Genomic DNA, 14,278 nt, shown 5'->3' with positions numbered 1-14,278 from the left:
TAAAAAGGAGACATATTGTAAATAGTAGTTTAAGATCAATCTGTTGCGTCACTTTGCCTAATTTTAAAATACGACATTATTCAATGGTTGTAACTTATACGCCATAAACCACAAAGCTTTTTAAATAATTATGATGCAAAATATTGAAAACATAGAATTACAGTATTTAACCTTAGAAGACTATCAAGAGTTAAAGGAAGTCATGATTGAGGCTTACGCCAATATGCCTGGGTCGTATTGGAGAAAATATCACATAAAATCTTTAATTGAAAAATTTCCAGAAGGGCAAGTGGTCATCAAAGTAAACAATCAACTTGTTGGATGTGCGCTATCTATTATTTTGGATTATGATAAATTTGATGACCACCATACGTACGAGCAAATAACCGGTAACTTCACGTTTGATACGCACAATAAAGATGGCGACGTACTATATGGCATTGATGTATTTATAAAATCGGAATACCGTGGTTTACGTTTGGGCAGACGCTTGTACGATTACCGTAAAGAACTTACCGAAAAATTAAATTTACGAGGCATTGCTTTTGGGGGTAGGATTCCCAACTACTACAAGTATGCCGAACAAATGAGCCCGAAAGAATATATAGAGAGGGTAAGAAGAAAGGAAATTCACGATCCTGTTTTAAACTTTCAAATATCCAACGATTTTCACCCTTCAAAAATACTAAAAGGCTATTTGGAAGGTGACAAAGCCTCCAACGAGTTTGCTGTGCTTTTGGAATGGGATAATATTTATTACGAAAAGAAAACTACTAAAGCAATAACCAAGAAAAAGGTGGTGCGCCTTGGCTTAATACAATGGCAAATGCGCTTGTATAAAAGCATGGAAGATTTAATGCAACAAGCCGAATATTTTGTTGATGCGGTGTCGGCATATCGGTCTGATTTTGCGCTGTTCCCCGAGTTTTTTAATGCCCCTTTAATGGCCGACCATAACCACATGCCCGAAAGCCAAGCCATTAGGGAATTGGCAGCATTCACACCCGTTATTGTTCAAAAGTTTTCCGAACTAGCTATTTCATACAATATCAACATTATTACAGGGAGTATGCCCGAATTACGAGGTGACTTGCTATACAATGTAGGCTATCTCTGTAAACGGGATGGAAGTACCGAACGTTATGAAAAACTGCATATAACCCCAGATGAATCAAAAGTTTGGGGCATGCAAGGCGGTAATGAACTAAGAACTTACGATACCGACTGTGGTAAAATAGGCATCCTTATTTGTTACGACTCCGAATTCCCTGAGTTAAGCCGCATTTTAGCCGATGAAGGCATGGATATTTTGTTTATACCATTTTTAACCGATACCCAAAATGGTTATTCCAGAGTTCGCCATTGCGCCCAAGCCCGTGCTATTGAAAACGAATGCTATGTGGCTATAGCTGGTAGCGTTGGTAATTTACCTAAAGTGCATAATATGGATATTCAATTTGCACAATCTATGGTATTCACGCCCTGTGATTTTGCTTTTCCTGCCAATGGTATCAAAGCCGAAGCAACCACCAATACCGAAATGATTTTAATTGCCGATGTGGATATTGATATGCTTCGCGAATTGAACCAATTTGGTAGCGTTAGAAACTTACGGGATAGAAGAAAAGATTTGTTTGAGTTGCGTAAGAAATAGATTTATTTAGAAGAACACCTACGGATAGATTCTCTCCCATCATATGTGTTGCCTATAATAATTGCTTATTTAAAAATTTAACAAAGGATTTATAAACGTTTCAATATCCGAACGCAACAACTTCGGATTCGCTCCTTCACTTTGAGCTACCATGGCACCTACTGCACAGGCAAAATCTATGGCTTCTTGTGGGTTAACCTTGTTTAACAGTTGACTTATTAACGAACCTAAAAACGAATCCCCTGCCCCAACAGTATCAATTACTTTAATAAGATAGCCACTATTGTAATAAAATGTATCATCATACATCAGTACGGCTCCATGATGCCCTTTGGTAACACAGATTTGCTTCGTATTGGTTATTTCTGCAATGTAACGGATGTTCTGTTCCAATGACAAATATTTTGAATCCAATGACTTGCTCACTTCATAAAGCTCATCATCATTGAATTTTATAAAATCGGCTTGGTTCATTAAATGAACCAACACCTCTTTAGTGTAGTATGGCGGCCTTAAATTAAGGTCAAAAATTTTGTATTTGGCAAGTTCTATGAGTTTGTACAATGTGCTTCTAGAGCTTTCGTCTCTTGCTGCCAAACTGCCAAAAACAAACGCATCAGAATTCTTAACAGCGCCTTTGTTTATCTCTGTTAACCTTATTTTGTCCCAAGCCCTTGGGTATTTAATATCATAGGACGCCGATCCCTTATCATTTAGCATCACTTTTACTTTTCCTGTTTTGTACTCATTGTGCATTTGAATACAACTAATATCAATGCCTACATCTTTAATATATTGAAGCAATTCAGACCCGCTTTTACCTTGACCAATAGCGCTAATCATTGTAACATTATTCCCCAATGCTTGCAATCTATTGGCAACATTTAAAGGCGCTCCTCCTATTTTTTTATGGGTTGGAAATACATCCCACAACACTTCTCCAAAACACACTACTTTTGACATAATTATTTAAAAGTGAATCCGTTGTATTTTATTCTTTAATCATTTTTTCACTCAACTCTTCAAGAGGAACTCCTTTGGTTTCTGGCATCATAAAAATGACGAACAAAAGTTGTAGTACCATCATAACCGCGAAGAACAAAAACACCATTCCTGCTCCAATACTTGAAAAAAGTACTGGTACCAATGAAGGCACAACAGCGGCAAGTACCCAGTGTACCGAACTGCCAAATGATTGCCCAGAGCCTCTTAAATGATTTGGAAAGATTTCTGAAATAAACACCCAGATGACAGTACCTTGCCCAATGGCATGTGCAGCTATAAACATGAATAAAAAAACGGGAACAAATCCACCTTCCCACTTTAAAAAGAAGGCTACCGAAACCAAAGACAGCGAAATAATATACCCAAAAGAGCATATATACATTAATTGTTTTCTGCCCAACCTGTCTATTAAAAATATGCCCAATAATGTAAAAACCATATTGGTTACGCCAATACCAATACTGCTCAATAAAGCTGAACTTTCTCCTAAACCAGCCTCTTCCAATATTCTTGGGGCATAATACAACAAAGCATTGATTCCTGATAATTGATTGAAAAATGCCATCAGGAAGGCTAAAATTAAAGGAAACCTATATTTTTTTAAGAATATATTTTCATTTGGCACGGTGTTTTCCATTTCATCCCTTATTTTAATTATTAGTTGCTCAGGGTCTGAATCTGGATTTATAATTTGAAGCACTTCCCTAGCTTCATGGTTTCTATATTTGGTAAGTAGCCATCTTGGACTTTTAGGAACCGTTAAAATAAGTAGCGTATAAGCAAAAGCAGGAAGCGCTTCTATACCAACCATCCAACGCCATGCGTTTTCACCAATATCATTTAACATATAATTGGAAAAGAAAGCAATCAAAATACCAAAAACAATATTGAATTGATACAACCCAACTAACTTGCCTCTATCTTTAGCAGGAGCAATCTCAGAAATATAAGCTGGTGCAGCAATTGTAGATGCACCAACACCAAGCCCACCAATAAACCTGAAAAAGGCAAAAGACCATGGATCGCTTACCAATCCTGAGCCCAATGCAGAAACCGTATATAATACCCCTATCCATAATAAGGTTTTCTTTCTTCCTAATTTATCAGTTGGTATTCCACCAAAAAGTGCACCTACGACAGTTCCCCACAATGCCATTCCTATTACAACTACACCATGAAACACATCAGACGTGTTCCATAATGCCTGTAACTTTTTTTCTGCTCCAGAAATAACTACGGTATCAAATCCGAAAAGGAAACCTGCCATGGCGGCAATGATTGACCATATCAATATCTTATTTTTCATGTCATAGTATGTGTAATTGGAATTACTGAACGTAAAGTACGCCAGAGATTCATTTTATGTTTTTGATTTGTAACAATTAGTTATTGCTTATCCCTGTTAATCTTGTTTTGTTCCAAGCTCTTGGATATATAATTCTCTCCTTCTGTATCTACCAAATAGATTTCATTTCATTTATCTCAAAGCCTTTTAATGTTGTTTTGCTTTCTGTTGATAGCTCTAAATGGGTGAAATCGCTATTGGGGAAAAACAAGGAAGTCATAACAACTTCTCCATCGTCTGTAAACAGCTCTATAGAACTTACGTCTACCAATAAACGGATTTCTATATTACCGTCATTGGAGATCCTTTTTGCTGTATTTCTCCTGCCAAAAGCATCGCTAAAGCTGGTCTTTCCGGCTCGTCTTCTATCTATATAAAACTCGCGGTTTCCTAAATCGTAACCTACCAGCAGATATTCACCATCATCATTAGACAATTTTAATTCAAAAGGTTTGTTTTCAATAGTAAAACTCAGGTCAAATTTTGAGGGCTGAATATCATAAGTTTCCGCTAGGTCAACACTACTATTTAAGGCTAACCCTGCTTTTAACCCTTTGCTCTCATGGAGCGTATTTAGTTCGCTTACTGGCATGGAAGCCACATAGGTTTGACCATCAATTTTTACAAGTTCCAGCTCTCTTGGTACCGTCATGGCGCCTCGCCATTTATTGGTTGGAACTATCTGGGAATATTCCCAGTTACTCATCCAGCCAAGAAGCAATTTTCTTCTTTTCACATTCGACCAGGTAACGCCTGCATAATTGTCTGGTCCATTATCCAACCATCGTATGTCGCTATGTTCTGCCGTAAACTTATGGCCGTCGAAATCACCTATGAAATATTGTGTCGCTGACCCTCCATTTGGCCCTCCGGGATTGATACTTACTAGCATAACCCATTTTTCCGCACCGTTACCATCAGATAGACTGAACAAATCAGGACATTCCCATATGCCTCCATGTGCACCAATGGATTGACCAAATTCACTCTCCTTAGTCCAGAATTTAAGGTCAGGGGATGAATACAACTCGACATGATCTTTCACAGCCAGTGTCATGAACCATTTCTGGTCTCTCTCATACCAAAAGACCTTGGGATCCCGAAAGTCAGCAATGCCTTGGTTTTGAAGCACGGGATTATTCTCGTATTTGACCCAGGTTCGACCTCTGTCATTACTATAGGCCATTCCTTGATTTTGCACTCCATTTGCTGGACTATAAGTAAAAATGGAAATGAGTGTTTTATCCTTTCCCGATTGCAATCCAGCTGTATTGTTATAATCAACCACCGCACTGCCTGAAAAGATGGCTCCATGTTCGTCAGGCGCAATAGCGGGAGGTAATTCTTTCCAATGCACCATATCTGTACTTATCGCATGCCCCCAATGCATGTTTGGAAAATCTGGTGTGGAAGTATGGGGTGTATGCTGAAAGAATAAATGATACTCACCATCGTAATAGACCATACCATTTGGATCATTCATCCACATTTCCTTAGGAGAAAAATGGTATTGAAGACGGTGCTGTTCATTGAAACCTACCTCCGTCTTGCTCACTTTACTAGATTTAAACTGGCAAGAGAGAATGGTTATTGAAATAAATAGAAAAGAAATATGTATGGTTTTCATATATAAGTGTCTGTATTTAATAGTACACATGGAATTCGCAATAAACTTATTCATCCTTGATTGGTATGCCAAGAATTCTAAAATGTATGCTCACTTCATATATATCTGATTTGTTCAAAAAGGCAATATGATTTGTTTGTCTATATAAGAGTTTACTTTTTGCCTCTCGAACATAGGTAGATCCGTCAGCAATAAATTGGTAATGAATTTTGTAATAAATAAAGTAAAGCCCTGGTTTATAAGTCACCATAAACATGATGTCCCAAAACCAGGACCTTTCAAGAATTAATTGATTTTGTCCATTGAAACATTATCGACCACTATACCACCTTCTCCAAAGGTGAAACCACCACTTCGGATCACCACATAGTAAGTGCCAGCAGTCAAAGAAATGCTGCCATCCAGATCTTGGCATCCAGTCTCTGCCAACGAACCTGAATAGAATTTCTGGGTATCCCCACAATCCCAAGCATTGGCAGCGAGTACCTTCACTGCTGGGTCACCATAGTCTGCGCCTGCAATGGGCTCAGTAGTTCCCACATAAACCTCAAACCACACTTCATCAAAACCGTTAATGGTAATATCAAGGTCTAACTGATAGTCTCCAGCCTCACTAACTTCAATTTTCTGGTACATCCCCATATGGGCTTCATCTCCCCAGTAGCCGGACGGTACGTCAATCGCTTCATCCCAAATGGCGACTCCATCTGCAATTGTTAACAATCCATTTCCGGAATTATTATGTGAAATGATAGTCCATCCAGATTCGTTATCAAACCCACCATTGGCAATCGATACGCCTTCGGGCTGAGCTTTTTCCATTGAAATATTATCGACGATAATACCGCCTTCTCCAAAGGTGAAACCACCACTTCTGATCGCCACATAGTAAGTACCAGCTTCCAAAGAAATGCGGCCATCCAGATTTTGGCATTCAGTCGCCGCTAACGACCCTGAATAGAATTTTTGGGTATCCGCACAATCCCAGGCATTAGCAGCAAGTACCTTCACTGCTGGAGCGCCATAGTCTGCGCCTTCAATGGGCTCAGTAGTTCCCACATAAGCCTCAAACCATACTTCTTCAAAACCATTAATGGTAATGTCAAGGTCTAACTGGTAGTCACCTGCCTCATCAACTACAATTTTTTGATACATCCCCATGTGGGCTTCGTTGCCCCAAGCACCAGATGGCACATCAATCGCCTCATCCCAAATCGCTACGCCATCAGCAATTGTCAACAATCCATTTCCGGAATTATTATGTGAAATAACAGTCCATCCGAACTCATTATCAAATCCCCCATTATAAATCAGGTTATCACCGACGGGGATACAGTTGACTTGTGCAGAAATCGTATATTTTTTAAATTGATTTCCATTCACAACCATATATTCTTTTGCTCTGGAAAAATCCACTGGGGCCCCAGATTCAGGTGTCACAGTAGCGCCTTCTGAAAGGGTTAAAGTGGGTGCAATACTGCTCAAGTCTGTCCCACAAGGGAACATCACAACAATTTTTCCCGTTTCCTCTGAAATGGTCACCTCATCAGCTCCAAGTACACTTATATCTGTAATGGACACTCCTAGATGGTCTCCGATATCAATAGATAGATTATCAAACGAATCTATATCTGTGCATTGTGTAAACAATAGCATCAGGAAAAGGGACATATATAAAATATTCAATCTTTTCATCTTTCTTAGTATTTAGGATTTTGTTCATAAAGAAAATTGCTGGCAATAACCTGCTTATGTGGAATAGGCATATATTCATTTTTTCCAGCCGTAAATTCATAATCAATCAGGTATGGCGCTCTCGTTACTTCCACCGCCTGATAGGCATCCAAAGTTTCTTTGGCAATACCCCATCTCACAAGGTCAAAAAACCTCCAACCTTCCAAGCCCAGTTCCAGTCTTCTTTCCCATCTCAGCTTTTCACGTGCTTCTTCCTGTGATCCCAGAGAAGAATACGATCCAACATTATAGATGGAGGCATTGTTTAAACGCCCCCTACTGTTTGCTGCCCTGTCCCTGATATCATTGATAATTGGCAAGGCTTCAGAGATTCTGTTGAGTTCAATAAGCGCTTCGGCTTTCCATAGGAGCAGGTCAGCATAGCGTATGATAGTCGTATTCCGTGAGCTGATGGTAAATGGCCCATTGGCTGCCCTGCATTCACAATCAGGCTCGTCCAGTTCTTTCATGGAAACATAATTTCCATAAGTACCAGGATTTCGCGCCCAACCATCACCGGGGTGCACAAATGAAGGATCATATTTGAATGGTTTCCCCTCCATTGAAACTGTATGGTCCAATCGCGGATCAACAGCATCTGTAGCTACATCATAATTGTTATTATTGAACGTACCAAATAGTGGTAGTCCATTAGCATCTGTTTTGAATGCATTCACAAAATTTTGAGTAGGTACATGAAACCCACAGCAGCCCCAAGCTGGATCTTGAGGATAATTTAAAGCTCCTGACCATGAGCCCCTACCATCAGGACTACCATCTTCAATGGAACGCTGAATGGCGAAAATGACCTCATCATTGAACTCAAACTCATTTAAAAAATTCATGGCATAATCAGAAACCAGGGAATATTTACCAGAATTGATCACTTCATCACATAAATTCACAACCTCTTCAAGCATAGTCTGGTTGATATTGATTACACTATGATCCATATCGCTCTGTTCATAAGCCTGATATAATTTTACCTTGGCAAGAAATGCGGTTGCCTGCAACTTATTGATTCTCCCAATCTGGCTCTGGGTTACTGGCAATACGTCTTTGGCATATTCCAAATCCTCAGCTATTTTATTCCACAATTCCTGATCGGTAAGCTCCACATTAGAAACCATTTTTGGGTCTTCTATAAATTCGTCAATAAATGGTACCCTTTTCCAGTGGATCTTTGCATCAAAATAGAAAAACGCTCTTATAAACCGCATTTCCCCAATTCTTTGGTCGCGTAAAGGCACCTCCTCCAGTGAGGCATTATTTAATACCTTTAAAGCACTGTTTGCCCTTGAGATTCCAATAAAATCCCTCGACCAGCGAATATCAAATAAATCCAAGAGGTCTGGTGGGAGTGAGCTCATATCAGCAATAATCGGCTTAAAAACAGATAGTACATGGTATCCAAAAATGTCAGCTGGACCGTTACCACCCTTGTGGGCATCGCCAGCCCTTAAGTTACCTGTCGGCCAAAGTAGATGTGGTGACACATAGTGGTCATTGCCCAAGGAAGAGTACGCAGCAATCACGAGTTTATCCACGTTCTCAGGTGTTGTTACCTGGCTTTCACTTAGAGTTGCCTGAGGTTCTACCTCCAGAAAGTCACTGCACCCTGTAAACAATACAAGCGCAAGGATTGAAATGTAATTATTAATATATCGTTTCATTTCTAAATTCGTTTTAAATTAAAATGTAAAGTTTAGTCCTAAGGAATATCGCCTTGGTATTGGGAAACCTGCACCGGGTGTTTCTGGATCTTGCATACGGGTACTTCTGGCTTTTATAGTAAACATGTTTTGTCCTGACAGAAAAATGCGTGCTTTTGAAATTCCAAGCTTTGAAATAATATTTTCGGGTAACGTATAGCCTACAGAAAGATTTCGGAACTTGAGATAAGATGAGTTTTCATATCTAAATGTAGATACCCGCCACTCATTGTTATTATCTACAGTAGTTAAAGCAGGAACATCGGTATCGGTATTCTCTGGAGTCCAAGCATTAAGGGTTCTTTCTCCGTAATTAGAACCCGCATTTATTGAAGTAAAATCGGTAAAGAGTTTCCACCAGTTTACAGCCTGCGAACCGTAAACTCCTTGGAAAAACATGTTGAAATCGAAAGCCCCACAGGCCATATCAATGTTCAGTCCATAAAGAATTTTAGGCGAGGTTGATGTAAAAAACTTTTGATCAAGATCATCCACCACACCGTCTTCATTTAAGTCTTTGAACCTAATGCGTCCGGGTGCGGCACCTGACTGGGCTGCATGAGCATCCACTTCTTCCTGGCTCTGGAAGAGTCCATCTGCCACATATCCATAAACAGAATATACGTTTCTACCAATGATCGTTTGATCATCCCCGTTCCCTCCAAATTGGTTCTGTACATGAAGAGGCAGTTCTTTAACTTTATTGGATAGGGTTGCTATATTACCATTTATGTTGATATCAAGTGCCTTATTTCCAATATTAAAGCTATCAGCATAACCTAATACAACTTCAAGTCCACGATTTTCTACCGTTCCTGCATTAACAAACCTATTGGCTCCTTCTCCCTCTGTTGCTACCGGCTGTGTTGACGTTAGGATATCCTTAGTTTCTTTTACATAATATTCAATGGAACCTGTTAATTTATCATCAAAAAGACCAAAATCAACTCCAAAATTAATAGTTTCAGAGGTTTCCCATTTTAAGTCAGGGTTTCCTGTTTGTGCCTTTGCGAATCCTGATGGCAGTTGACCGGAATTATTTCCATTGATATCATAGGCCGTACCATTATCTTGATTGAAAGTAAACATCGACTGGGTAGCATATCTGGGTTCAAAAATCACATATTGTGCTCGCGGATCTATTTCTTGATTACCTGTTAGACCCCAACTGCCCCTGAGCTTCAATTCCGATAGACCTTTACTGTCTTTTAAAAAATTCTCATTACTTATTCTCCAGCCTACTGATGCTGCTGGAAAATTACCCCAACGGTTGTTTGCACCGAATCTTGATGAACCGTCTCTTCGGATTGTTGCTGAGGCCAGATATTTATCCTTTAGATTGTAATCTGCTTTCGCAAAAAAAGATTGCAGGGTCCATTTAGTGCCAGAACCTCCATTTTGAATATTTTCTGTTCCTTGGTTCAAATAAGCGAAGTCCAGATTTTGTGCCGCAAATCCTCTTCGAGAAGCTGAAAACTCCTCTGATTGATATGAAATAGATTCAGAACCAGCCAGTAAGGCAATGTTATGATTACCCTTCTCAATGTTATAAGTTGCAATGTTTGACCAAACATAGTTTCCGTACCTTGAAAAAGCATTCACCAACTGATCCTCAACATTCAGGTTTCCTGGCGAATAAGCCTTTTTAAAATCACGCCAGTAAAAAATGTTATAATCCACACCAAAACTTGATCGAAGTTTCAGATTACTGATTGGCTTAAATTCAACAAACACATTCCCAAGAAACCGATTGAAATGGTATTTGCTATGCTTACTATCTTCTATCACGCGTACCGGGTTATCGGTGTTTGTAATCCCGCCAGTAGGGCCTCCCCAATCACTACCGTCCTCGGTTCTGATAGGAACAATGGATTGCTGCTCGAATGCTATTCCTGCCGCATATTCGGCTTGGTCGTTAACTTTGTTAGCGCTCTGGTTTGTCCCCGTAAAGTTTTCTCCAATCGTCAGGACATCTTTAATCACATCATAAGTAGAATTAAGTTTGAAAGTGTACCGTTCAAAATTGGAATACTTAATAATGCCATCGTGATCATAATACCCCAGTGACATATAGTAGTTACCGGATTCATTTCCATTTGAAACGGCTACATTATGATCCTGTATCACGGATGTTTGCGTGATTTGGTCAAACCAATTCGTATTGGCAGGTCGCATTTCCCTGGCTCCATCAATATATTCCGGGAACAGAATCTTATTCAATTCAGGATTTGAAAAATCGCCGTTCCATTGGTAGTTATATAATGGCGAAACCGTATTCGGATTTATTCCATCATTGACTGCCGCTCTCCAAACTACTGTTGCCCGCTCCTCAGTATTTAATGGTCTCACATCATACTGAAAATCTTCAATGGAAACACTGCTTTTAATACTTACGCTGAGTTTGTTGGAACCTTTCTTTGTTGTAATAATAATAACCCCATTCGCTGCCCGCGATCCGTAAATACTCGCTGCGGCTGCATCCTTCAATACCTGGATCGATTCTATGTCGTTTTGATTCAATTCATGCATGCCTGCCTTGGTAGGAACACCATCAATCACATAAAGAGGATCATTATTACCTAATCTGCCCAATCCTTCTCCTCGAATTCTAACAACTGCGCCACTAGCCGGATTACCATTAGTATATACTTGTACTCCAGCTAAACGCCCCTGAAGATTTTTCATGGCATTACCTCCCGGTAAATCCTTGATATCATCCACTTTGACGGTTTCGATGGCACCTGTTAAATCCTTTACCTTTTTGGAATCATAACCCACAACGATCACTTCGTCCAAGGCAGTTATATCAGTTTTCAAAGAAACATTGATGGATTTTTGCCCATCTACCTTAATTTCTTTGGAAATAAAGCCTATGGAACTAAAAACCAATATGGAATTTGGGGAGGACACATTGATGCTATAATTACCATCAAAATCGGATGTGGTTCCGTTTGTTGTACCTTTAACAATTACAGTAACGCCAGGTAATGGCATATTGTCATCAGAGGAGGTTATTTTTCCCTGTATCGGTATTTCCTGTGCCAACAAGCCATTGGCAGAAAATAACAAGGCAAGAATACCCCATAATGTTTTTAATAGTATTTTATTTTTCATCTGTTTACTTTTGTTTGTTTTAATTTGTTCAGATGGAACACCCTGAATAATCATCCTCGTGTGCGCGAATGCCATTCTCACAGGTGTTTCATATCCCTAAGTTTATGTTTTTGTAGTTCATTTAACAGTCCATATTACAGCATGAACCGTTTCTTAAATCGAAGTTTCGAGTGATTCTGTATGTTCAACTCGATATTGATTGCTTAGTTGTTGTTATTCATTAGTCTATAGTTTAGTGGTTATTATTTATTTAGTTGTTTTTCTTTTATAATTAGTTATTTAGTACATGATAAAAATTGAAGCGTGTTGCATTAAAACCTATCGAAGTCCAATCCCCAACACTTCTGCATATAGCTTCGACAGGCTCATACTTCGACAAGCTCTGTATGACAGTCTATTTTAATACCATTTCTGGTGTCAGACTGAGCTTGTCGAAGTCCTTTCTTCTTTATTTATACAGCTTCGACAAACTCCTGACATCTGATTATATTTGGATTTTTCTATCCATTGTTTGAATTTTGAATGCAAGCTATCCTGAAAACGTTTTCACTCATTTCGACTCTGTATCAAAATTTTGTGATTTTATAGTTTCCCTTCTAATCCTTTGCTATCATGCGTTTTTTACACAAAAAAATGTATGTGAAAATGGAAATTTCGAATTCTGAACCTTTCAATTCTGTATCAATTATTTAATTTTGAATCAATTTCAGATTATTCTTGATACTAAACCTCTTGACTATTTTAACAGGCGGTTGCCAATAAGTAATAGACTCTACTTACGACATTTAAACTTTGTAGTTACTGTAAAACAAAAGAATGAGTTCTTCTTTATACAAAAAAGGGCTTGACAGGGGTTTCGACTTTAGTTTATCTTGAGCATTATCGAAAATGAAAATGTGTTTTATTTGAAGATTGCAGCTTGAGAAAGGCTCAATGTGACAATTTAGAGTAAACAACCACCGTTAAAAACGGTGGCTTTGAATTTCAGATTAGCCCCAAAGGGGCATCGCATATTTATCAACTTAATCTAATTTAAGAACTCACTATGTCTAATTTGCACAATCAAAATACAAAACCAATTAATCCTAAATAATGGCATAGCCTTTAAAACATGACCACCGTCAAAGACGGTGGTTTTTCAATGATAAATAAACACGCTTAACTTAAGCAAGGAAGCAATACTTCGGATCATTCAAGTGAACGAATAGCTACATTATCAATTGTAACACCATTGGCTCCATAATTCGCACCGCCTCCTCTAATCACTAGGTATACAGTTCCAGCTGTGGAAAACTCAAATGTACCTGTACCTACACAACTAATTTCTGCAAAGTCGCCTTCAAAAGGTTCTCCTCCACAGCCTATCCAGGTATTTAAGCCTAATCTTATACCACCATCGTTATAGTCTGTACCTGATTTTGGAATTACCTTTCCAACATAAACTTCGAACCAAGAATCTGATAAAGGGCCTCCTTTTATATCCATCGAAATTTGATACAAGTTATTGGCCAACACATCAACGGATTGATAAATACCTACATGTCCCCAACCTCCACCGGTCCAATGTGCTTCATTATTGTCAAAGGATACTTCTACACCATCAGAAATTGGTAAAACTTCCCAAGAATCCATCCCATTAAACTCTCCATTCTGTAATATATTAGGTCCCTCGTAATCCTCATTAATAACTACGGTTTGTACTGACTCTGCCGTACCTCCGTTAGTAAAAATCTTAAGTCTAACATCGTAATCCCCTTTTTTCAAATAAACTTTACTTGCTTCTAATCCTTCCGCTGAAGAGTTATCACCAAAATCCCAATGGGTATACCAAGTTTCCATTCCAGGAGTGGCTGTAAATAATACTTTATTTGGATTTTCTTCATCAAGTGTAAATGAGAATACTGCATCTTCGCTTGTAGGAACCTTAGCTACAAGGTTATCATCATCACCACAAGCAGTAGAAATTAAAACAACTCCTAGCATTAAAAATCTGCTTAAAAATTTTATTGTCTTCATCTTTTTAAATTTTAGTAAAGAGGATTCTCTTTAAGTTTGTTATTATTGTTAATTCTATCTGACCTATTGGC

At 38.7% G+C, this 14,278-nt stretch carries 8 protein-coding genes; 1 reads left to right on the top strand and 7 read right to left on the bottom strand.

The annotated features are described in order from the left end of the window. Positions 1-130: 130 nt before the first annotated feature. Complete coding sequence (locus tag CJ739_RS12800) at positions 131-1,654, top strand: carbon-nitrogen hydrolase family protein (RefSeq protein ID WP_117175958.1); 1,524 nt, start codon at positions 131-133, stop codon at positions 1,652-1,654. 69 nt (positions 1,655-1,723) lie between these two features. Here the strand turns inward: CJ739_RS12800 and CJ739_RS12795 are convergent, their stop codons facing one another. The 7 genes from CJ739_RS12795 to CJ739_RS12760 form a co-directional block, all read right to left on the bottom strand. Continuing rightward, the gene (locus CJ739_RS12795) at positions 1,724-2,617 is read right to left on the bottom strand and encodes a carbohydrate kinase family protein (RefSeq protein WP_117175956.1); all 894 of its coding nucleotides are present in this window, start codon (positions 2,615-2,617) and stop codon (positions 1,724-1,726) included. 28 nt (positions 2,618-2,645) lie between these two features. Next, positions 2,646-3,965, bottom strand: a complete 1,320-nt coding sequence (locus CJ739_RS12790) for a sugar porter family MFS transporter (RefSeq protein WP_117175954.1) — start codon at positions 3,963-3,965, stop codon at positions 2,646-2,648. Between the two features lie 148 nt (positions 3,966-4,113). Next, a complete protein-coding gene (locus CJ739_RS12785; RefSeq protein ID WP_205419363.1) occupies positions 4,114-5,559 on the bottom strand; it encodes a glycoside hydrolase family 32 protein in 1,446 nt (481 codons plus the stop codon). A 357-nt stretch (positions 5,560-5,916) separates the two neighbouring features. Continuing rightward, positions 5,917-7,326 carry an SGBP N-terminal domain-containing protein gene (locus tag CJ739_RS12775; RefSeq protein WP_162880211.1) on the bottom strand — a complete coding sequence of 470 codons (1,410 nt, stop codon included), beginning with the start codon at positions 7,324-7,326 and terminating at the stop codon, positions 5,917-5,919. A 5-nt stretch (positions 7,327-7,331) separates the two neighbouring features. Next, on the bottom strand, positions 7,332-8,735 hold the full coding sequence (locus tag CJ739_RS12770; protein ID WP_205419362.1) for a RagB/SusD family nutrient uptake outer membrane protein: 1,404 nt from the start codon (positions 8,733-8,735) through the stop codon (positions 7,332-7,334). 321 nt (positions 8,736-9,056) lie between these two features. Next, entirely contained in the window at positions 9,057-12,191 is a 3,135-nt protein-coding gene (locus CJ739_RS12765) for a SusC/RagA family TonB-linked outer membrane protein (protein ID WP_117178966.1), read from the bottom strand. A gap of 1,188 nt (positions 12,192-13,379) precedes the next feature. Next, positions 13,380-14,207 carry a PKD domain-containing protein gene (locus CJ739_RS12760; RefSeq protein WP_117175946.1) on the bottom strand — a complete coding sequence of 276 codons (828 nt, stop codon included), beginning with the start codon at positions 14,205-14,207 and terminating at the stop codon, positions 13,380-13,382. Between the last annotated feature and the right edge of the window lie 71 nt (positions 14,208-14,278).

It is taken from the genome of Mariniflexile sp. TRM1-10, assembly GCF_003425985.1.
Taxonomy (GTDB): domain Bacteria; phylum Bacteroidota; class Bacteroidia; order Flavobacteriales; family Flavobacteriaceae; genus Mariniflexile.
The sequence above is the reverse complement of the archived record's forward strand: the minus strand, read 5'-3'. Positions and strand labels throughout refer to the sequence as shown.